At 71.8% G+C, this 20,391-nt stretch carries 21 protein-coding genes and 2 pseudogenes; 8 read left to right on the forward strand and 15 right to left on the reverse strand.

Translation table 11 applies throughout. From position 1 onward, the window contains the following. Together ACZ6ZT_RS32595 and ACZ6ZT_RS32600 are read left to right on the forward strand one after the other, a co-directional pair. Positions 1-1,094: pseudogene (locus tag ACZ6ZT_RS32595) on the forward strand (2-oxoacid:acceptor oxidoreductase subunit alpha); the annotation flags it as partial. Further along, positions 1,087-2,139, forward strand: a complete 1,053-nt coding sequence (locus ACZ6ZT_RS32600) for a 2-oxoacid:ferredoxin oxidoreductase subunit beta (protein WP_469723890.1) — start codon at positions 1,087-1,089, stop codon at positions 2,137-2,139. The pseudogene ACZ6ZT_RS32595 and the gene ACZ6ZT_RS32600, both read left to right, overlap by 8 nt. A gap of 17 nt (positions 2,140-2,156) precedes the next feature. Here the strand turns inward: ACZ6ZT_RS32600 and ACZ6ZT_RS32605 are convergent, their stop codons facing one another. From ACZ6ZT_RS32605 to ACZ6ZT_RS32615, 3 genes are all read right to left on the reverse strand, one after another. After that, positions 2,157-3,080: an alpha/beta fold hydrolase gene (locus tag ACZ6ZT_RS32605; RefSeq protein WP_469723891.1), complete on the reverse strand. Its 924-nt coding sequence runs from the start codon at positions 3,078-3,080 to the stop codon at positions 2,157-2,159. 123 nt (positions 3,081-3,203) lie between these two features. Further along, the gene (locus tag ACZ6ZT_RS32610; protein WP_469723893.1) at positions 3,204-3,614 is read right to left on the reverse strand and encodes a rodlin; all 411 of its coding nucleotides are present in this window, start codon (positions 3,612-3,614) and stop codon (positions 3,204-3,206) included. Positions 3,615-3,703: 89 nt separating this feature from the next. Beyond that, positions 3,704-4,189 carry a DUF3515 family protein gene (locus ACZ6ZT_RS32615; RefSeq protein ID WP_469723895.1) on the reverse strand — a complete coding sequence of 162 codons (486 nt, stop codon included), beginning with the start codon at positions 4,187-4,189 and terminating at the stop codon, positions 3,704-3,706. A gap of 159 nt (positions 4,190-4,348) precedes the next feature. Here ACZ6ZT_RS32615 and ACZ6ZT_RS32620 point away from each other — a divergent pair, with 159 nt between their 5' ends. Together ACZ6ZT_RS32620 and ACZ6ZT_RS32625 are read left to right on the forward strand one after the other, a co-directional pair. Further along, positions 4,349-4,648: a DUF4287 domain-containing protein gene (locus ACZ6ZT_RS32620; RefSeq protein WP_469723896.1), complete on the forward strand. Its 300-nt coding sequence runs from the start codon at positions 4,349-4,351 to the stop codon at positions 4,646-4,648. Between the two features lie 61 nt (positions 4,649-4,709). Further along, on the forward strand, positions 4,710-5,216 hold the full coding sequence (locus ACZ6ZT_RS32625) for a DinB family protein (protein ID WP_469723897.1): 507 nt from the start codon (positions 4,710-4,712) through the stop codon (positions 5,214-5,216). 88 nt (positions 5,217-5,304) lie between these two features. On the opposite strand, the gene ACZ6ZT_RS32630 is transcribed toward ACZ6ZT_RS32625, so the two are convergent. The 5 genes from ACZ6ZT_RS32630 to ACZ6ZT_RS32650 all read right to left on the reverse strand — a co-directional run bounded on the left by ACZ6ZT_RS32630 (position 5,305) and on the right by ACZ6ZT_RS32650 (position 9,812). Beyond that, complete coding sequence (locus ACZ6ZT_RS32630) at positions 5,305-5,766, reverse strand: GNAT family N-acetyltransferase (RefSeq protein ID WP_469723899.1); 462 nt, start codon at positions 5,764-5,766, stop codon at positions 5,305-5,307. Positions 5,767-5,802: 36 nt separating this feature from the next. Beyond that, positions 5,803-7,125: an aminotransferase-like domain-containing protein gene (locus ACZ6ZT_RS32635; RefSeq protein ID WP_469723900.1), complete on the reverse strand. Its 1,323-nt coding sequence runs from the start codon at positions 7,123-7,125 to the stop codon at positions 5,803-5,805. Between the two features lie 211 nt (positions 7,126-7,336). Continuing rightward, positions 7,337-8,128 (reverse strand): ABC transporter permease, encoded by a 792-nt coding sequence (locus ACZ6ZT_RS32640; RefSeq protein WP_469723901.1) that lies wholly within the window; start codon positions 8,126-8,128, stop codon positions 7,337-7,339. Then, positions 8,125-9,120, reverse strand: a complete 996-nt coding sequence (locus tag ACZ6ZT_RS32645) for an ATP-binding cassette domain-containing protein (protein WP_469723903.1) — start codon at positions 9,118-9,120, stop codon at positions 8,125-8,127. The genes ACZ6ZT_RS32640 and ACZ6ZT_RS32645 overlap by 4 nt, the downstream gene beginning before the upstream one ends. Positions 9,121-9,140: 20 nt before the next feature. Then, on the reverse strand, positions 9,141-9,812 hold the full coding sequence (locus ACZ6ZT_RS32650) for a DUF4097 family beta strand repeat-containing protein (protein WP_469723904.1): 672 nt from the start codon (positions 9,810-9,812) through the stop codon (positions 9,141-9,143). A 265-nt stretch (positions 9,813-10,077) separates the two neighbouring features. Here ACZ6ZT_RS32650 and ACZ6ZT_RS32655 point away from each other — a divergent pair, with 265 nt between their 5' ends. Then, the gene (locus tag ACZ6ZT_RS32655; RefSeq protein WP_469723905.1) at positions 10,078-10,809 is read left to right on the forward strand and encodes a helix-turn-helix domain-containing protein; all 732 of its coding nucleotides are present in this window, start codon (positions 10,078-10,080) and stop codon (positions 10,807-10,809) included. 197 nt (positions 10,810-11,006) lie between these two features. On the opposite strand, the gene ACZ6ZT_RS32660 is transcribed toward ACZ6ZT_RS32655, so the two are convergent. Then, on the reverse strand, positions 11,007-11,786 hold the full coding sequence (locus ACZ6ZT_RS32660; RefSeq protein WP_469723907.1) for an NAD(P)H-dependent oxidoreductase: 780 nt from the start codon (positions 11,784-11,786) through the stop codon (positions 11,007-11,009). A gap of 159 nt (positions 11,787-11,945) precedes the next feature. Here ACZ6ZT_RS32660 and ACZ6ZT_RS32665 point away from each other — a divergent pair, with 159 nt between their 5' ends. Next, positions 11,946-12,752, forward strand: coding sequence for a helix-turn-helix transcriptional regulator (locus tag ACZ6ZT_RS32665; RefSeq protein ID WP_469723908.1), 807 nt, complete (start codon positions 11,946-11,948; stop codon positions 12,750-12,752). Positions 12,753-12,835: 83 nt separating this feature from the next. On the opposite strand, the gene ACZ6ZT_RS32670 is transcribed toward ACZ6ZT_RS32665, so the two are convergent. Beyond that, positions 12,836-13,684 (reverse strand): helix-turn-helix transcriptional regulator, encoded by an 849-nt coding sequence (locus ACZ6ZT_RS32670; protein WP_469723910.1) that lies wholly within the window; start codon positions 13,682-13,684, stop codon positions 12,836-12,838. A 136-nt stretch (positions 13,685-13,820) separates the two neighbouring features. Between ACZ6ZT_RS32670 and ACZ6ZT_RS32675 the strand changes: the two genes are divergently transcribed. Both ACZ6ZT_RS32675 and ACZ6ZT_RS32680 read left to right on the forward strand, forming a co-directional pair. Beyond that, complete coding sequence (locus ACZ6ZT_RS32675) at positions 13,821-14,675, forward strand: NAD-dependent epimerase/dehydratase family protein (RefSeq protein ID WP_469723912.1); 855 nt, start codon at positions 13,821-13,823, stop codon at positions 14,673-14,675. Positions 14,676-14,863: 188 nt separating this feature from the next. Then, positions 14,864-15,148: pseudogene (locus tag ACZ6ZT_RS32680) on the forward strand (NAD(P)-binding domain-containing protein); the annotation flags it as partial. Positions 15,149-15,257: 109 nt separating this feature from the next. Here the strand turns inward: ACZ6ZT_RS32680 and ACZ6ZT_RS32685 are convergent. From ACZ6ZT_RS32685 to ACZ6ZT_RS32705, 5 genes are read right to left on the reverse strand one after another with little or no spacing between them, the layout of a single operon-like run. Beyond that, the gene (locus ACZ6ZT_RS32685) at positions 15,258-15,992 is read right to left on the reverse strand and encodes an aspartate/glutamate racemase family protein (protein WP_469723914.1); all 735 of its coding nucleotides are present in this window, start codon (positions 15,990-15,992) and stop codon (positions 15,258-15,260) included. Continuing rightward, a complete protein-coding gene (locus ACZ6ZT_RS32690; RefSeq protein ID WP_469723915.1) occupies positions 15,989-17,215 on the reverse strand; it encodes a DapH/DapD/GlmU-related protein in 1,227 nt (408 codons plus the stop codon). The genes ACZ6ZT_RS32685 and ACZ6ZT_RS32690 overlap by 4 nt, the downstream gene beginning before the upstream one ends. Before the next feature lies 1 nt (position 17,216). Then, entirely contained in the window at positions 17,217-18,413 is a 1,197-nt protein-coding gene (locus tag ACZ6ZT_RS32695) for a class I SAM-dependent methyltransferase (RefSeq protein ID WP_469723916.1), read from the reverse strand. After that, entirely contained in the window at positions 18,410-19,174 is a 765-nt protein-coding gene (locus tag ACZ6ZT_RS32700; protein ID WP_469723918.1) for a YggS family pyridoxal phosphate-dependent enzyme, read from the reverse strand. Before ACZ6ZT_RS32700 ends, ACZ6ZT_RS32695 begins: the two co-directional genes overlap by 4 nt. Next, positions 19,171-20,376, reverse strand: coding sequence for a pyridoxal phosphate-dependent aminotransferase (locus tag ACZ6ZT_RS32705; protein ID WP_469723919.1), 1,206 nt, complete (start codon positions 20,374-20,376; stop codon positions 19,171-19,173). Before ACZ6ZT_RS32705 ends, ACZ6ZT_RS32700 begins: the two co-directional genes overlap by 4 nt. Between the last annotated feature and the right edge of the window lie 15 nt (positions 20,377-20,391).

Consider the following 20,391-nt stretch of genomic DNA (forward strand, 5'->3'; position numbering starts at 1 on the left):
AGCTGCCGCTCTACCTGGGCTCGTATCCGATCACTCCGGCGTCGGACATCCTGCATGAGCTGAGCCGGCACAAGAACTTCGGTGTGCGGACGTTCCAGGCGGAGGACGAGATCGCCGGCATCGGCGCCGCGCTGGGGGCGGCCTTCGGCGGGGCGCTGGGGGTGACGACGACGTCGGGGCCGGGTGTGGCTTTGAAGTCGGAGACGATCGGGCTGGCGGTGTCGCTGGAGCTGCCGCTGCTGATCGTGGACATCCAGCGCGGCGGTCCCTCGACCGGTCTGCCGACCAAGACCGAGCAGGCCGACCTCCTCCAGGCGATGTACGGGCGCAACGGCGAGGCCCCCGTCCCGATCGTCGCCCCCCGCACCGCAGCCGACTGCTTCGACGCGACGCTGGAAGCGGTCCGGATCGCGCTGACCTACCGCACCCCGGTGTTCCTGCTCTCCGACGGCTACCTGGCCAACGGCTCCGAACCCTGGCGGGTGCCCCGCCCCGACGAACTGCCCGACCTGCGCACCCGCTTCGCCATGGGGCCGAACCACACCCTGCCCGACGGGACGGAGGTGTTCTGGCCGTACAAACGCGACCCGGAGACCCTCGCCCGCCCCTGGGCAGTGCCCGGCACTCCCGGCCTGGAACACCGTATCGGCGGCATCGAGAAGCAGGACGGCACGGGCAACATCTCCTACGACCCCGCCAACCACGACCTCATGGTCCGCACCCGCCAGGCCAAGGTCGACGGCATCGAGGTCCCCGACCTGGACGTCGACGACCCCACCGGCGAAGCCCGCACCCTGGTCCTGGGCTGGGGCTCCACCTACGGCCCCATCACCGCCGCCGTCCGCCGCCTGCGCGCCGAGGGCACGGCCATCGCCCAGGCCCACCTGCGCCACCTCAACCCCTTCCCCCGGAACCTGGGCGCCGTCCTCGCCCGCTACGAGCGCGTGGTCGTCCCCGAGATGAACCTCGGCCAGCTCGCCACCCTGCTGCGCGCCCGGTACCTGGTGGACGCCCGTTCCCACACCCAGGTCAACGGCATGCCCTTCAAGGCGGAGCAGCTCGCCGCGGTCCTCAAGGAGGCCAACGATGACTGAGGCACTGAGCCTGATCCCCCGGGCGGAGGCGGCGCTCGCGGCCAAGGACTTCAAGTCGGACCAGGAGGTCCGCTGGTGCCCGGGCTGCGGTGACTACGCGGTCCTCGCCGCCGTCCAGGGCTTCATGCCGGAGCTGGGACTGGCCAGGGAGAACATCGTCTTCGTCTCCGGGATCGGCTGCTCCTCCCGCTTCCCCTACTACATGAACACCTATGGGATGCACTCCATCCACGGCCGCGCCCCCGCCATCGCCACCGGCCTGGCCACCTCCCGCCGCGACCTCTCCGTCTGGGTCGTCACCGGCGACGGAGACGCCCTCTCCATCGGCGGCAACCACCTCATCCACGCCCTGCGCCGCAACGTCAACCTCAAGATCCTGCTCTTCAACAACCGGATCTACGGCCTGACCAAGGGCCAGTACTCCCCCACCTCCGAACTCGGCAAGATCACCAAGTCCACCCCGATGGGCTCCCTCGACGCCCCCTTCAACCCCGTCTCCCTCGCCCTCGGGGCCGAAGCGAGCTTCGTCGCCCGCACCATCGACTCCGACCGCAAACACCTCACCGAAGTCCTGCGCGCCGCAGCCGACCACCCCGGCACCGCCCTGGTCGAGATCTACCAGAACTGCAACATCTTCAACGACGGCGCCTTCGAGATCCTCAAGGACCAGGAACAGGCCCAGGAAGCCGTCATCCGCCTCGCACACGGCAAGCCCATCCGCTTCGGCCCCGACCACACCAAGGGCGTCCTCCGCGACCCCCACACCGGCGACCTGGACGTCGTGACGGTCACCCCGGACAACGAGCACCGGATCCTCGTCCACGACGCGCACACCGCCTCCCCCACCACCGCCTTCGCCCTCTCCCGCCTCGCGGACCCCGACACCCTCCACCACACCCCCATAGGCGTCTTCCGCGCCACCACGAACCGCCCCGTCTACGACACCCTCATGTCAGACCAGCTCGACACCGCCATCGACCTCCACGGCAAGGGCGACCTCGCCACCCTCCTCACCGGCCAGGACACCTGGACCGTCCCCCGCTGACACGCCGGAAGGGGACATCAGTCCGCGAGAACCTCCAACAGCCGCGCCGCGAACTCCCGCGGCCGTTCCGTACAGGCCAGGTGCCCGCCCGGGAACTCCGCGAAGGCGGCCCCGGTCAGCCCGGCCAGCCGCCGCGCCGGACCCGACAGCGCGGGCTGCTCCCGCGAGTCCCGCCCGGCGGCCGTCACCAGCCGCCCGGCCGCCCGCCGCAGAGCCGCCAGGTCCGGCTCGGTGGAGGTGAACTGGCACAGCACGTGCTCCAGGAACGCGGGCACGTTGGCATACATGCGCGGCGTCATCTCCCGCACCTCGGGCGGCAGTTCGGCAGGAGAGGCTTCCTCGTCCGGGCCGCCGCCCAGCCCCTCGCCGAGACGCGCCATCGCCGCCCCCGCGCCCTGCGCGCGCAGCAGCGTACGGACCTCCGCGAAGAGTTCCCGGTACGGCGCCGGGTCCTCCAGCACCTCCACCAGCGGCGGCTCGTGCGCCACCACCCGGCGCACCCGCTCCGGGTGACGGGCCACCAGCTCGATCGCGGCGATCGCCCCCGCGCTGCACCCGAGGACGTACGCCGCCTCGTCCGGGGAGACCAGCTCCAGCAGGCGGTACGCGTCGTCGGCCCAGTCCGCCGCCCGCTGGTCGACGGGCGGCCCGTCGAGGGGACTGCGCGACTGGCCGCGCGGATCGAAGGAGACGACGGTGTACCCGGCCGCCGCGAGGCCGGGCGCGACGGCCGCGTACAGCGCGGCGTCGGCTCCGCCCCCGGGTATCAGCAGCAGCACCGGGCCACTGCCGCGCCGCTCGTAGCGCAGGGTGGCGCCGGGCACCTTCAGGGTTCCGCTCACAAGCGCGTCGGAGTCCATCGTCGTTCTCTCTCCCTCGTCCGGTGACGGGCCGGACGGGCCGGACCAGACCATCCGGACCATCCACGTCACCTTGATCATCTGACCATCAGATCATCTGGGGGAGAGGAGGCGGCTGTCCAACGAGTTCACCCGGCCCCGGACATGCGGAAGGGCCGGCCGAGGGCGCTCGTGCGGACGCCCTCGGCCGGCCCTCCCGGCCGGTCAGCTGTTGGCGGAGAGGTTGCCGGAGAGGACCGGGATGTTGTCCAGGATGTGGGAGAGCGGCTCGTCGCCCTTGGCCTGGGTGGAGTTCTCGGTGCACTGCTGGTTCTGCGGGTTGGACAGGACGTTGATGTCCTGGACGCCGACGTTGACCAGCGCCACCAGCGACTGCGCGTTGACCTTGACCGGCAGGCCGATGCAGGGCTTGTTCAGGGTGCCCTGGACCAGGCCGAGCTGCGGGCTCAGGTCACCGGCGGTCTTCTGGTTGCCGTAGATCTGCTGGGCACCGTTGCCGTTGACGGTGTTGATCCCGTTGTCATTGCCGATGGCCATGGCCGGAGTCGCAATGGCCGCGCCCGCGCCGACGGCAACGGCGGAGACCGCGGCAGCGGTCATGATCTTCTTCAGCATTCTCCAGCAGTCCTTCGCTTGAGGGATAACGGGCCCCGATTGGGGAAGTCCCCCTGCTAACGCCCCCGTGCCCCGCTCGTGGCGGGCTGTCACCCGATTGCCACGTCGTCCACTCCCAGGCACCGGGACCGCTGCGCCAGATGCCGCAGACTTCCGCTCAGCACCACCAGGGCGTCACCCGCCACCTGCCCGCCCTTGAACGCGACCGTCACCGCCGTCTCGCGCCCGTACGTCGTGAACACCCATTCCCCGCGCCGCTCGGCCCGTTCGTCGTCGAGGACCCAGTCGAAGCCGTTGACGTTCACACAGCTGTCGATGGTCGGGGCGGGCGGCTCCACACCGCACCGCAGCACGATGGCGCCGTCGCCCCACCCCGCCGCACCCGCCCCCGTGACGGAGTCCCGCTCCCGCCCCGCCAGCCGCCCGGGCAGCCCGGCGACGGCCTCCGCACAGGCCGCGCCGCCCGCGAAGGGCCCGGCCTGCACCCGGTAACCCCCGAAGACCTGCGCCCCGGCGACGACGCCGCCCAGAACCACGACACCCGCGACCCACCCGAACGCGGTCATCTTCCGCATCGGCACACCCCCCACCGCAGCAGCCTAGAGACCACCCGCACCGAAAAGATCTCCGGGGTGACCGATGAGTTTCCGCGCCGCCCGAGGTCCACCCTCCGGACGCACACCGCGCCGCGCCCCACCCACCACCCACCCACGCACCACCCACCGGGAGAACAGATGTCGTTCCAGGCGTACCTCGACACCATCGAGACCAAGACGGGCCTGACGCCCCGCCGGCTCGTCGCCCTCGCCGGCGAGCGCGGTTACGCCGACCCGTCCACCAAGGCGGGAACCGTCCTCGCGTGGCTGAAGGAGGACTACGGCCTGGGGCGGGGCCACGGCATGGCCCTGGTCCACGTCCTCAAGCACGGGGCGAAGATCGACGCGAAGCACGTCGGCACGACGGGCTCCCACCGCGACGCCTCCGACACCCTCTGGCTGGACGGCAAGGCCACCCGCCCCGCCGCCCACGGCTGAACCGGCCCCTCCCCGAGACCCCCCGCACCGCCGCCCGAACCCAGCTGAGAGGATCGGGGCCGTGACCATCGAACGCCTCTCCCCGCCCACCGTCGCCGACGAGCGGCAGATGCTCCGCGCCCACCTGGACTTCCACCGGCAGACCCTGGAAGTCAAGTGCGCCGGCCTGACCGACGACCAGCTCCGCACCCGCTCCATGCCGCCCTCCACCCTCAGCCTGCTGGGCGTGGTCCGGCACATGGCCGAAGTCGAACGGAACTGGTTCCGGCGGGTGGTCGACGGCGAGGACGTCCCGCTGGTGTGGTCCGAGGACTTCGACTTCCAGGCGGCGTACGAGGCCGCCGACGCGGACGCGGCGACAGCGTTCGACGCCTGGCGGGCCGAGATCGGCCACGCCCGCCGCATCGAGGAACGGGCGCCCTCCCTCGACCTGGTCGTCCGGGAACGCCGCCGCGGCTTCGACGCCTCGCTGCGCTGGGTGATGCTCCACATGATCCACGAATACGCCCGCCACAACGGCCACGCCGACTTCCTCCGCGAAGGCATCGACGGCACCACCGGCGTCTGAACCCCCGCCCCGGACGGGGCAGCCCGCCACGACGAAGCGCAGCTCCGGCTTCGGGCGTGACCGCCCCGGACGAAGCGCAGCTCCGGGCTCAGGCCCGGCCGCCCCCCAGCACGAAGCGCAACTCCGGACGCTCCCAGGTCACCTTCGGCGGCGAAGGCGGAACCATCCCCACCGGCACGGCGCCCAGCCGCCGGTAGAACCGCTCGGCCGGGGGGTGCGCGACGACCCGCACCTCGGTCAGGCCCGCCACTCTGGCCTGGCCTGTCATGTGCTCCACCAGGAGCCGGCCGACGCCCTTCCCCTGCGCCCCGTCCGAGACGAACGCCAGGTCCAGCTCGGCGGGTTCCAGCACCAGGGAGTAGAAACCCGTCACCTGCCCGGACCCGTCGACCGCCGCGAAGACCCGGTGGCGCTCGATGTACTCCGCCGTGACCCGGTATCCGGCGATCATCGCGGCGTACTGCCCCCGGTAGGCGCTCGACTCCCGCACCAACGCGGTGAGAACTTCGGCGTCCTGCCCGGTGGCACGCCGTACCGTCATCTCTTCCATCCGCCGAAGTATAGGAGCGCCATAAGCGCCGGCCCCTTACCCGCCCACGCGCTCCAAGGCATGCGCGCCGCCCCCGCCTCCGCCGGCGAAGGCGTGCGCGAGCTCCAGCTCGGACTCCAGCACCCCCGCCAGCCGCCGGACGCCCTCACGGATCCGCTCCGGCGTCGGATAGCAGTAGGACAACCGCATCCGGCGCCGCCCGGACCCGTCCGTGTAGAAGCCGGTCCCCGACGCGTACGCCACCTCGGCGTCCACCGCGCGCGGCAGCATCGCTTTCGTGTCCACGCCCTCCGGCACCGTCACCCACACGTAGAACCCGCCGTCCGGCTTCGTCCACGTACACCCCGGCGGCAGGTACTCCTCCAGCGCGGACAGCATCGCGTCGCGCCGCTCCCGGTAGTTCTCCCGGAACGTCTTGATCTGCCCCTGCCAGTCCTGCGTGGCCAGGTAGCGCGAGACCATCATCTGGTTGAGCGTCGGCGGACACAGCGTCGCCGACTCCGTGGCCAGCACCAGCTTCTCCCGCACCGCGGGCGGCGCCAGCACCCAGCCGACCCGCAGCCCGGAGGCGAACGTCTTCGAGAACGAGCCCAGGTACACCACGTTCTCCGGGTCCAGGGAGCGCAGCGCCGGATACGTCTGCCCGTCGAAGCCGAGCAGACCGTACGGGTTGTCCTCGACCACCAGCACGTCGTACGCGCGGCAGATCTCCAGGATCTCCGCCCGCCGCTCCACCGCCAGCGTCACACCGGCCGGGTTGTGGAAGTTCGGGATCGTGTACAGCAGCTTCACCCGCCGACCCGTCTGCGCGGCCCGCCGCAGCGCCGCCCGCAGCCCCTCCGGCACCAGGCCGTGCTCGTCCATCTCCACGTGCACGACCTGCGCCTGGTACGCGGCGAACGAGCCCAGCGCACCGACGTACGAGGGTCCCTCGGCCACCACCACGTCACCCGGGTCGCAGAACAGCCGGGCCACCAGGTCCAGGCCCATCTGCGAGCCCACCGTCACCACCACGTCGTCCGGACGGGCCGTGATGCCCTCCAGCGCCATCACGTCGCAGATCTGCTCCCGCAGCAGCGGCAGCCCGTGCGCCGACGCGTACTGCAGGGCCGTCAGCCCCTCCTGCGCGACGATCGACGCGACCTGCTCCGAGAGCGTCTCCAGCGGCAGCGCCGCCAGGTTCGGCATGCCGCCGGCCAGCGAGACCACCTCCGGTCTGCTGGCGACCGCGAACAGCGCCCTGATCTCCGAGGCCGTCATACCGGCCGTGCGCGCGGCGTACCGGCCGAGGTGCGGGTCGGGGCGCGGGCCGAGGGTGTGGTGGCCACTCCGCGGCGTGGTGAGGAGGTTCTCGATCATGAAGGCGACACCCGGGGGTTCGGTGGACGGGGGTACTGCGGGGCGGGACCGTCCGTGCGGCGCCTGCTCGAACATCGTTCGGTCCCTGCTGTGGGAGCATGCGCGCCCGCGCTGGTGGCCCGCTCAAGGCCGCCTCGCGATCCGCCGGGGACCGACCGGAGCCCGCCGGGGACCGACCGGAGCCGGCCGGGGACCGGCCGGAGCCCGCCGCCTACCGCGGGTCCTGAGCGAACCTGGCGGCGGACCAGAAGTAGCCGAGCACCGTGAGCCCCACGCACCAGCCGACGGCGAGCCATCCGTTGGCGCCGATCTCACTGCCGAGCAACAGACCGCGCAGGGTCTCGATGGCCGGCGTGAAGGGCTGGTACGCGGCGATCGGCTGGAACCAGCCGGGCATCGACGCGGTGGGTGTGAAGGCGCTGGACAGCAGCGGCAGCAGGATGAGCGGCATGGCGTTGTTGCTCGCCGCCTCCGCCGTCGGGCTGACCAGACCCATGCCGACGGCGATCCAGGTGAACGCCAGGGCGAACAGGACGAGCAGCCCGAGGGCCGCCAGCCACTCCAGGGCGGTGGCGTCCGTGGAGCGGAAGCCGATGGCCACACCGACCGCGCCGACCAGGACCACGCTGACGACCGACCGCAGGACGCTGCCGACGACGTGCCCGACGAGCACCGAGGGACGGTGGATGGCCATGGTGCGGAAGCGGGCGATGATGCCTTCGCTCATGTCGTTCGAGACGGAGACCGCGGTGCCGATCGTGGTGCTGCCGATGGTCATGAGGAGCAGACCGGGCACGAGGTAGGCGATGTACGCCGAGCGGTCGGGGGCTCCGCCCGTGATCCCCGCGCTCATGGTGTCTCCGAAGATGTAGACGAAGAGCAGGAGCAGCATGATCGGGGTGAGCAGCAGGTTCAGCGTGAGGGAGGGGTAGCGGCGCGCGTGCAGGAGGTTGCGGCGCAGCATCGTGGACGAATCGCGCACGGCGAGGGACAGGGAACTCATCGGACGTTCTCCTCGGACTGACGGGACTGACGGGCCTGACCGGACTGACCGGACTGGCTGGGGACCCGGGCGCCGTCGCCGGTGAGGGCGAAGAAGACGTCGTCGAGGTCGGGGGTGTGCACGGTCAGTTCGTCCGCCTCGATGCCGGCCGCGTCGAGCCGGTCCAGGACGGCGCGCAGGTGGCGCTGGCTGCCGTCGCCGGCGATCCGCACCGCCAGCGCCTCGTCGTCGCCGGCCGCCCCGTCCAGGGCGAGGAGGGCGGAGCGGTAGACGACCGGATCGGTGAAGCGCAGCCGGACATGGCCGCCGGGGACCAGGCGCTTGAGTTCAGCGGCGGTGCCCTCGGCCGCGATCCCGCCGTCGTGGAGCACGGCGATGCGGTCGGCGAGTTCGTCGGCCTCCTCCAGGTACTGGGTGGTGAGGAAGACGGTGACGCCGTCGTTCACCAGGCGGCGGACGATCTGCCACATGGTGTGCCGGGAGCGGGGGTCCAGGCCGGTGGTCGGCTCGTCCAGGAAGATGATCCGCGGGTTCCCGACCAGGGTCATGGCGATATCGAGGCGCCGCTTCATCCCGCCCGAGTACGTGGACGCGGGCTTCTTCGCGGCCTCCACCAGGTCGAAGCGCTCCAGGAGTTCGGCGGCGACCCGCCGTCCCTCGGCCTTGGTCAGGTGGTGCAGGTCGGCCATGAGGAGCATGTTCTCCTCGCCGGTGATCAGAGCGTCGACGGCGGAGAACTGCCCGGTGACACCGATCACGGAACGGACGGCCTGCGGGTCCGCTCCGACGTCGTGGCCGCCGACGCGGATCTCACCGGCGTCGGCGCCGACGAGGGTGGAGAGGATCTTGACCGCGGTGGTCTTCCCGGCACCGTTCGGGCCGAGCAGCGCGAACACCGTGCCGGCGGGGACCGCCAGGTCGATGCCGTCGAGGACGGTCTTGTCGCCGTAGGACTTGCGCAGTCCGTGCGCGGCGATGGCCAGGTCGCTCATGCGAGGGGGCTCCTTCTCGCTCACAGGCCGCGGGCGGTGATGTCGCCGTAGCCGGTGGTCGCGTGGACGACGAGGACGGCGTCGGCGCCGTCGGCGTTGGTCAGGCTGTTGTGGATACGGCCGGAGCCGGTCCCGGCGTCCAGGGAGGCGGACACCCCGCGAGCGGCGCCGATGCTCAGGTCACCGGCCTGCGTGGTCAGGACGACCTTGCCGCCCAGGGCCTCCGTGACGCTGATGTCGCCCTTCTGGGTGCTGATCTCAGCCGAACCGCCGAGCCGGCCCACCGACACGTCACCGGCCATCAGGACCAGGCGCGCCCCGGCGGTCTCGTCGAGCTTCACCGAACCTTGCGCCGCTTCGAAGACGACCTCGCCCAGTCGGCCCACGCCCCGCAGCTCCCCGGCGGCGGTCTTCGCCTCCACCCGCGATCCGGCCGGCAGCTGGACCGTCACTTCGACGCACCCGGACGGGCCGAGCAGCTGGTGCCTGGCCGGGGCGGCGCTGATCCGCAGGACGCCGTCGGCGCAGGCGACCGTGGTCTGCTCCGCCGCCTTCACGTCCCGGCTCTTCGACGCGTTCGCGGGGCGGACCTCGACCACGGTGTCCACCCGGTCGGCGGCGAGGAAGCGGATGTTCCCGGCGGGGACGTCCAGGATGACGGAGACGGGGGCGGGGGTGTCGTACTTCTGCATCGTTTCTCTCCTGCGACTCGCTGTTTCCGATGCATAAAACGCTACGTTGCGTTCACGCTCCCCGCAACAGCCTCGTTGCGTCAAAACCCAATAACCCCAGCTAGTAGCCGCAATTTCATTGCAACGACCTCCCATCTAACGCAACAGAACCTCACCCTCCGTTGCAATGGATTGCAACTGAACGCTATGCTCGGGCCCACGTCCCACGGCCCGCCCCCGGCCGACGAACCACGACCACGCACCACGCACCACGAAGGAGACGCCGATGCCGGGAGGCAGACTCACCCAGCAGGAACGTCAGCAGATCGCGCTGGGACTGGCCGACGGCCTCGCCTACGCGGAGGTCGCCCGACGCCTCGACCGCCCGACCTCGACGATCACCCGCGAAGTCATGCGCAACGGCGGCCCCACCGCCTACCGCGCCGACCTCGCCCACCGCGCCACGGAACGCCGCGCCCAGCGGCGCAAGGCCGCCCCCCGCGGACCGCACACGCCCGAACGGGCCTACGGGCGCGACCCGGAGGCCGTGCGCGAGTACGAGGAGACGTTCACCACCGCCGTCATGGCCTCGGGCATGCCCAAGATGATGGCCCGGGTCCTCGCCAGCCTCACCCTCGCCGACACCGGCAGCCTCACCGCGGCCGAACTCGTCGAGCGTCTCCAGGTCAGCCCGGCCTCCATCTCCAAGGCGGTCGCCTTCCTGGACGAACAGGCCTTCATCCGCCGCGAACGCGACGAACGCCGCCGCGAGCGCTACGTCGTGGACGACGACATCTGGTACCAGTCGATGATGGCCAGCGCCCGTTCCACCGCCCAGATCGTCGAGACCACCCGTCAGGGCGCCGCCGTCCTCGGCCCCGCCACTCCGGCCGGCACCCGCCTGGAGAACATCTCCCGCTTCCTCGACTTCGTCAGCGAGAGCATCGCCCGCGCCGCGGAACAGGCCCGCGACATCCTCTACACGAAGCCCGACACCCCCACGGAGCCCACCGGCTGAACGCGCACCCCGCCGCCCAGGCCACGTACCCGTCCGGCCACACCAGCAGCGCCTGGGGCCGGTTGAGGACCGGCTCCGGCTCGGTCCCGGGGCCGGTGATGACCAGCCCCTGGACCCCGCCGAAGTGCAAGTCCGCCGACCCCCCCCGGCCGACCACCACCACCTGAGCCGGCCTCACACGCCCCTCCCTCGGCCCCTCAGCCGCGCACGTGCAACCCGAACCCCGTCCGCCCCGCGGGCTCCAGCCCCTCCTTCAGACGCAGCGAGGGGATCTCGTAGTCCCCGAAGTTCTGCCGCCGGAACGCGATCGGCTCCGTCGACTCCAAGGTGAGCAGCCGCTCCTCCCAGGCCTTGGCGGCGACCGCGTACTCCTCCCCGGTCATCCGGTCCGCCCCGTACACCACGAACGGCGGCAGCACCTCGATGCCCGGGTAGAAGAGGATGCCGTGGTGCACCGGGAACAGCAGATCATCGATCGGCCCGTTGATCCCACGAGCGGCGTAATGCGGCTCCGGACCGCCGACGGTCACCGACAGAACGGCCTTCCGGCCCGCCAGGGTCCCTTCGCCGAAGCGCTCCCCGTACGCGGTCTCGCTGTGCTCGCCGACGCCGTACGCGAAGCGGTACGTGAACACCCGGTCCACCCAGCCCTTGAGGATCGCGGGCATCGAGTACCACCACAGCGGGAACTGGAAGACGACCGTGTCGGCCCACAGCAGCTTCTCCTGCTCCGCGCGGACGTCCGGCGTGAGCGTCCCGGCGACGAAGGCGCGCCCCGAATCCGCCGCGACCCGCAGCGGACTCGACGCCTCGGGGCCGTAGTCCGCGGCGTCCACCACCGCCTTCCAGCCCATCGCGTACAGATCACTCACCCGCACCTCGTGCCCGGCAGCCTCCAACGTGGACACCGCGAGGTCCTTCAGCGAGCTGTTGAGCGACTTCGGCTCCGGGTGGGCATGGACGATCAGCGTCTTCACGATCACTCCCAAAAAATCGACTGCCCCGATCCTGACCGTCCGGCGCCGAAGCGTTCAGGGACGCTCCTTCCGTCGGACCGGACTTCCTGGTCCTGACAGGGCCACCCTCACGGGCCTCACCGAGGCGATCACCGGCGCCACCGGGGCGATACTGGAGCCATGGACGATCTTGCCGGCTTCCTGCGGACCCGGCGCTCCCGCGTCGACCCCGCATCCGTCGGCATCCCCGCCGACAGCCGCCGCCGGGTCGAGGGGCTGCGCCGCGAAGAGGTCGCCCACCTGTCGGGCGTCAGCGTCGACTACTACGTACGCCTGGAACAGGGCCGCGCGACCCAGCCCTCCGAACAGGTCCTCGACGCCCTCGCCCGCACCCTCGCCCTGGACGAGACCGAACGCGGGCACCTCGACCGGCTCGCCCGCCAGCGCCGCCGCCGCGCGAAGACACCGGGCGGACGCGTCCGGCCGGAACTGCTGCGCGTCCTCGACCTGGTCACCGACGCCCCCGCGCTGATCATGAACCACCGCCTGGACGCCCTCGCCGGCAACCGCCTCGCCGGACTCCTCTACGGCCGGCCGATACCGGGCCTGAACACCGCCCGGCACATCTTCCTGGAGGAAGCCGAACGAGGCCTCTACGCGAACTGGGAGACATGCACCCGCGACGTGGTGGGGCACCTGCGCCTGTCCGCCGGCAAGTACCCCGAAGACCCCCGCCTGACCTCCCTGATCGGCGAACTGGCCATGGGCAGCGAACGCTTCCGCCGCCTCTGGGCCCGCGCCGACGTACGCGCCCGTACCCACGGCCCCAAACGGTACCGCCACCCCCTGGTCGGCCCGCTGGAACTACACCACGAGAACTTCGCCCTCCCCCACGAACCAGGCCTGGAACTCCTGATCCTGTCCCCCACCCCCCACACCCCCTCCGCCACCGCCCTCCACCGCCTCACCACCCTGCCCCACCCCTGAAGCGCGCTGACGGGCGGCAGACGGTCCAGGTCGCAACGGGCGAGGAAGAGGCCGAGCTCGCGTCAGAGGCGGTGGGTACGCGGTCAGGAGCCCGTCGGCGTCAGGTCCTGCATGCCCACCACCCGCAGCAACTGCAAGCGCTCGTACGATTCCGTGCCCGGGCGGGCCGTGTGGATGACGAGCTGCTGGTTGTGGTCGGAGTTGACGAGGACTTCGCAGTCGAGTTCGAGAATGCCGATCGCCGGGTGTCGGAAGCGCTTCGTGGAGGCGCGGCGTACGGCCACCTCGTGTTCGTCCCAGAGGTGGGCGAACTCCTCGCTCGTGGCGCGTAGTTCGGCGATGAGAGCGGCGGGTTCGGGGTCCGCGGGGCGGGCCGAGGACACCGCTCGCAGGCCGGCCACCTGCTCGCGGGCGCGCTCCGGGCGGTCCTCGGGCGGGAACAGTTCCCGGGCCGCCGGGTCCAGGAAGAAGCGGCGGATCATGTTGCGCCCTCGGGGCGGGCGGGCGAGGACGTCTCCGCTCAGCGCCCGCGACAGCGCGTTCTGGGCCAGGACCTCGCCGCAGTCGGTCACCACCATCGCCGGGGTGTCGTGCAGCCGGTCCAGCACCAGGAGCAGGCCCGGACGCACGTGCGTGCTGGTCGCCTCCCGGCGTGGCGGCTGCTCACCGGTGAGGTGGAAGAGGTGGTCGCGTTCGTCCTCCGTCAGCCGCAGCGCCCGGGCCAGCGCCGTGAGCATCTGGCGGGACGGGCGCGGGCCCCGGGACTGTTCCAGCCGTGTGTAGTAGTCCACCGACATGCCGGCCAGCTGGGCCACCTCCTCGCGGCGCAGCCCCGGCGTACGGCGCCGGGTGCCGGCCGTGAGCCCCACGTCGGAGGGGTTCAGGCGGGCGCGGGCGTGGCGCAGGAAGTCGGCGAGTTCGGCTCGGTTCACCTTTCCAGGGTGCGGGAGGCCGGCCGGCTTATCCAGGGACTCCCGATCCCCTGATGAACAGGTCTCTCCCCCTCGCCCCCCGCACCGGCCGAGGCTGGTCTCGACGACAGGCGACACACTGCGTGAGGAGCACATCATGCTGACCTTGGTGACCGGTACGACGGGACAGGTCGGACGCCGCTTCGTACCGAGGCTGCTGGCCCAGCGGCAGCCGGGCGAGCAGGTGCGAGTCCTGGTACGAGACGCGGCCCGCGGCGAGCGCTTCGCGGAGCTGGGCGCCCAGGTGGCCGTAGGAGACATGCGGGACGAGGAGACACTCGGCAAGGCGCTCACCGGCGTGGGCGCCGTCGTGAACGTCGCCGCCTCCTTCCGCGGGGTGCCGGACGAGGAGGCGTGGGCCGTCAACCGGGACGCGGCGGTGGCCCTGGGCCGCGCCGCGCGGGCCCTGGGCGTGGAGCGGTTCGTGCAGGTCAGCACGAACAACGTGTACGGCGTCGGACGGGGCCGCCCGCTGACCGAGGAGGACGAGAGCCGGCCGGGCGGCGCGATGTGGGGCGCCTACCCCGAGTCCAAGGCCGAGGCCGAGCGCGAACTGCTCGCCCTCAAGGGCCTGGACGTACGCATCGGACGGCTCCCCTTCGTCTACGGCGAGGGCGACCCGCACCTCACCGACTCCTTGCACTGGGCATCCCGGTGGGCGCCGCACCAGCGCCTTCAGATGGCCCACCACGCCGACGTCGCCCAGGGCCTGATGCGTCTGCTGTACGCGCCCGGCATCGCCGGCCGGATCTACAACATCGCCGATGACGCCCCCGTCACGACGGTCGAGCTCTACCAGCTCAACGGCGTCGAGGTCCCCGCCGGACTCCACGACCTCAAGGACCCCGACCCGTGGTTCGGGATCACGTCCAACCAACGGATCCGCCGGGAGCTGGGCTTCCGCCCGATCTACCCGAGCGCCTGGACAGCCCGGGACGCCGGAGCCCTGTGACACCCTGGCCCGGCTCCCTGGCTAGGCGGCGCCCCTCGGCCAGGCCACCATCCTCAGGAGGGGCGCGCACGCACAGGGTCGATGGCCGGGACGCTCAGCCGCGTGAGGTCTCGACTACCTCGACCGTGTCGTGGCCTTCGCGGCGCATCCGTTCAGCCCCCCAGGCGCCGAGCGGCCCGAGCGGAGGGGTGAACGAACAACAGAACCCCACCACCAGGCACGACAACCCTGTGACCGTGATCGGGCTTGGCCCGATGGGTCAGGCGATGACACGCGTCCTCCTCACCGCCGGCCACCCGGTCACCGTCTGGAACCGCACCGCCGGCCGGGCCGACGGCGTCGTGACCGACGGAGCAACGCTCGCGGCGACTCCCGGCGAGGCGCTCGAAGCGAGTGACCTGGTGATCCTCAGCCTCACCGACTACCAGGCGATGTACCACGTCCTCGACGGCGCCTCCGAATCGCTCGCCGGCGACCCGGGCCTGGCCCGGATGATGTGCGAAGGGGCCGCGCGGCCAGCCGCTGATCTCGATCCCCATAGTGCCGACGGCGTGGGACGCCTACCGTCCGGGAAGGTGGCCGTCACCGAGTCGGTTCAGCCGTAAGGGAGGCGTTCACCAACGCGTCGACGTGGGCCTCGACGGTGTCGATCAGCTCCCGTGCGGCGCGTTCGGCCGGGGTCAGCAGCAGGCCGAGTTCGGTGCAAGCGAGGAGCACACCGTCGACGCCGTCGGCACGCAGCCGGGCCCGCAGGTCGCGGAACGCCGCTGAGGCCGAGGCGCTGATGGTTCCCAGGCACAACTCCTCGTAGATGAGGCGATCGATCAGCGCCTGGTCCCCGGGGGTGGGCAGTACCGGTTCGATGCCTCGAGCGGTCAGGGCGCGCGCGAACTGGCCGCCCTCGGCGGTGAAGCGGGTCCCCAGCACCGCGGCGCGGGTGATGCCGCGGTCATCGGCGGCCTCCGCTGTCACCTCCACGATGTCGATCAGCGGCAGGCTGCTGGCGGCCTGTACGGCGTCGGCCACCCGGTGCATGGTGTTGCAGGCGATGGCCAGCAGGTCCGCGCCCGCCGCCTCCAGCCGCCGGGCTCCGAGGGCGAGCAACTCTCCCGCTCCCTGCCAGTCCTCGGCCAACTGCCGCTGTTCCACTTCGGCATAGTCCTGGGACCAGACCACGATGCGCGCGGAGTGCGAGCCGCCGAGTCGGCCGGCGACCGCCTCGTTGATCGCCCGGTAGTAGGTGATCGTGGAGGGCCAGCTCATGCCGCCGAGCAGGCCGATGACTGCGGGCTCCCGCCGGGGGCCGACCGGTGTCATACGGCGGCTCCCCTGAGCCGGGCGAACGCGCTGGGTTCGATCGAGGAGAAGCTGCGGTCGTCGCCGCACGGCATCGCGTGCCGTCGCAGTTGGTCACGCAGGTCCTCGATGACCGGCGAGGTGTGGCCCGACAACTGTCCGGAGCGCAGCTCGAACAGGGCGACCGGGCCGTCGGTCCGCATCGTGGCACCGCTGTCGGTCAGCGTGATGATCGCGAGGGCCTCTCCATCGGGCGGGGCGGCCGGCGGGGCGGCGGGCCCATCAGCGCCCGGGGCGAGCAAGAGCACCTGGGTGCGGTGGGAGCCGTCCGGCAGGCTGACAGTCAGTGCGGCCAAGGCGTTCGGGCACTCCTGCCACTGGACCTGGCACCCCTTCCAGTCGAGCTCGGTGTGCCAGGCGCGCAGTACTTCCAGGACAGCGTCATGAGCCTGCTTGTCGGCGACGGGGCTCAGGTCGAGCTGCCGCTTCACCCGGGCGGGAACTCCGCCCGCCAGCACGGCGGCGGGAATCGGGGCGGTGACGACCGAGCCGGCCGCCACCACGGTGCCGTCCCCGATGTGGGCGCCGGGCAGCAGGGTGACGTGGTAGCCGAGCCAGACGTCGCGTCCGATGTGGACCGGAGCGTAGGCGGGTTGGGTCCCGTTGAGGGGGCCGTGGCCGAAGTGGTAGCCATGAGTCCAGACGGCCAGGTAGGACCCGGTGCCGACGCCGTCGCCCACCGTGATCTCGTGGTTCGCGTTCAGGATGGTGTGCTGACCGATCGTCACCCGGTCACCGATCGCGACCCGGGCGGTGGAGGTCGTCGTCCCGCCGTAACCGACGCGTGCGCCGTCGCCGAAGTAGAACAGCCGCCCGGCGACGAAGTCGCGGCACAGTATCTGTGCGTCAGGACCGATACGCGCGGCAGCTGCGACCGCGAAGCGCTCGGCGACCAGCACCCGGACCCGGGGGCCGACCTCCGAGCCGACGCCGACGTGCAGTGCCGAGGCGCGCAGATCGGCGCCGTCCCCGATGGTCGTCCCGTCGCCCAGCACCACGTCATCGCCCACGATGGTGGTGCCGGCGCCGATCCTGACACCTTCACCGACGGTCAGCCGCCGGGCATGGATACGGACTCCAGGGCCTGCCACGCACGAGTCCGGGAGGCTCGTGAGCGGGACGAGCGGGACGAGCGGGACCGGCGTGACCGGCGGGAGGACGTTGGGCGGGGTTGTGGGGCTCATCTCAGATCCAGCCTTCCGGGAGGTCCAGGAACACGCGCCGGGCTGCGAGGCGCGCGACTTCGGGGTCGCGGTCGACGAGGCCCCCGCGCGCTGCGGTCACCGTCGCCTCGTCGGGTCTGGCGAGGTCGCGCAGATAGGACCAGCCATCGGTGAACTCGCGGGCGAACTTCTCGTCGGGCCAGCGCGGACCGTCGTCGCCGAGGAGCGGATTGACCGTCAGCGGGCGTCCGGGCACCGGACTGGTGAGCTGTCCGGGCGCCGTCGGCGAGCCGGTCGTGCGGCAGGCGAAGGCCAGTGCCGCCACTTCGCGCAACGCCTCGGCGCTCTGCGGGGACGCCGCCTTCCCGTCGAGCGCCGCGGTGGTGAGCGCGGCGTCGTCGTAGCAGAGGTCCGGGTGCACGGTGGCGGTGTAACGGTCAGTGGGCAGCGGCAGCCCTGCGGAGAAGTTGTCGTAGGAGGCATTGTGGACATGTCCCAGCAGCACCGGTCCGGTGCCGCCGATCCGCAGCAGCTCGTCCAGGACGTGCTTCTTGTCACGGAAGTAGTGGAAGCTGTCGTGGCTCAGGGCGACCTCGGCCACGCCGTCGGCGAGCGGGAAGGAACCCTCGGCGTCGAAGCAGACCAGGTGGGCCTGGGGGGCGACGAACACCCGGGCGAGCCACAGATGGGAGAACACCAGATCGGACCCGATCGCGGGTCCCGAGCGCTCCAGCCAGGTGCGAAGGAAGTGGCCCGCCCCGCAACCGACTTCGAAGAGGGTGCCACCGGCCGGAGCGTGCTCTTCCAGCAGGGCCAGCCCGCTCAGATAGGTCGGCTGGCACCAGCGGTGCAGGAAGTAGGGGGCGAGGCCGCCGTAGCCGAGGGCGGCCATCGCCTCGGCGGCGGTCCCCGCGCAGTCGACCAGCTCGCGCACCGCCTCGGGATCGGCCGGCGGGATGGTGTCGTCCTTGCGGTCGCACAGCAGCATGGCCAGCGCGCCGGGCAGGTCCCCGGCGCGGATGGCGGCGACCGCTGCGGCGCGCAGGGCGTCTCGCCCCAGGCGCAGGTAGGGGATGCCCTCCAGGCAGGGCCAGAGCGACTCGCCGTCGGTGAGGACGCACGGCTCCGCCCAGTGCAGCTCACCGCCCGTGCTGGGGCTGCGCAGCAACGCACGGAAGGAGTCGGACAGCTGTGCGGGGGCGACAGGTCGGCGGGTCATGCGCTCATCTCCGGCACGCGGGCGGGCACGGGGTAGCCGCGTCCGCCGAGGAGCGCGGAGCCCACCCGCAGATGGGTCGCGCCGGCGGCGACGGCTGCCTCCAGATCACCGCTCATGCCGGCGGAGATCACGGTGGCCTGCGGATGGTCGTCTCTCAGCCGCTCCGAGAGTTCCCCCAGCCGTGCGAAGGAGGCGTGCGCCGACGCGCCCAGCGGGGCCACCGCCATGACTCCTGCCAGTTCCAGGCCGGGAGCTGCGGCCAACACCTCGGCCAGGGCCGGCAGGTCGTCGGCCGGTACTCCGCCGCGGCGCGAATCCCCGTCGAGACTGACCTGGATCAGGCAGGGGACGGTCCGCCCGGCGGCCAGCGCCGCCCGTGAGAGCGCAGTCACCAGCGTCGGACGATCGACGGAGTGCACGAGATCGGCATACCGGGCGACGGACGCGGCCTTGTTGCGCTGGAGCGTGCCGACGAAGTGCCAGTGCAGCGGCTCGGCGAGGTCAGCGCAGTCCGCTGCCTTGGCCGCCGCTTCGCGGTCCTGGTTCTCGCCCACGTGACGGACCCCGAGCCCGTGCAGCAGGCGGACATCCGAGGCGGGCCAGGTCTTGGTGACGGCCACCACGGTGATGTCGCGCGGATCGCGGGCGCAGTCGGCCGCAGCGGCCTCGACCCGCGCGGTGACGGCCCGCAGGTTGGCGGCCAGCTCGGCTTGGCGAGCGTCGAGCTGGCTGCCTGGGGAACGGTCGGCCGTTGTCGTCACGAACTCGCCTCTTCCGTAGGGAGGGTGGATGCGGGAGAGCTGCCGCCGCGCAGGGCGGCCAGTCGGCTGAGCGCCTCGTCGAGTACCGCCTGCTGTTTGCAGAAGGCGAACCGGACGTAGGGCCGGCCGGCGCCCGAATCTGCGTAGAACACCTGGTTGGGGACGGCCGCCACCCCGCAGCGGGCGGGCAGCGAGCGGCAGAAGGCAAGGCCGTCGACCTCCCCGAGCGGGCGGATGTCGGCCGTCACGAAGTACGTGCCCTGCGGGACGTGGACGGCGAAGCCGACGTCCCGCAGGCCGGCGACGAACCGGTCGCGGCGCTCCCGCAACGAGTCGCGCAGCGCCATGACGTGGACGGGCGGCAGGCTCAGGGCCTCGGCCACGGCGTGCTGGAACGGGGTGCCGGAGCTGAACGACAGATACTGCTTGACCGCGGTGACCGCCTCGACCAGGTCCGCAGGGCCGGTGGCCCAGCCGACCTTCCACCCGGTGAAGGAGAAGGTCTTGCCCGCCGAGCCGATGGTCAGGGTCCGCTCGGTCATGCCCGGCAGCGCCGCGATGGGCAGGTGCGACCCCTCGTAGACCAGATGCTCGTAGACCTCGTCGGCGATGACCAGCAGATCGTGGGCACAGGCCGTTTCGGCAATCTGCCGCAGGGACTGCGGGGGTAGCACGGTCCCGGTGGGGTTGTGCGGCGTGTTGAGGAGCAGCACCTTCGTGCGGGGTGTCACGGCCGCCCGCAATGCGGCCGGATCGAAGGCGAACGCGGGCGGGGTCAGCCGCACGGGGACCAGGGTGGCCCCGGCCAGCTCCACGCAGGCGGCGTAGGAGTCGTAGTACGGCTCCAGGACGATCACCTCGTCGCCCGGCCCGACCAGGGCGAGCAGCGCCGCCGCCAGTGCCTCGGACGCACCGGTGGTCACCACCACCTCGCGTGCGGGGTCCCACTCGATTCCGTACCAGCTGCGCTGGTGTGCGGCGATGGCCTCGCGCAGTGCAGGGAGACCGGGCACCGGCGGGTACTGGTGGTGCCCGGCGCGCAGGGCCGCCACGGCGGAGTCGACCACGACAGCCGGTCCCGGCGTGTCCGGGAAGCCCTGGCCGAGGTTGATCGCGCCGTGCAGGCCGGCGAGCTGCGACATCTGCGTGAAAACGGTGGGGCCGGCGTCGCGCAGCCGGACCCGGCGGGGGCCGGCCGTCACGGGGACGTCCGGTAG

The organism is Streptomyces sp. NPDC102258, from assembly GCF_055584685.1.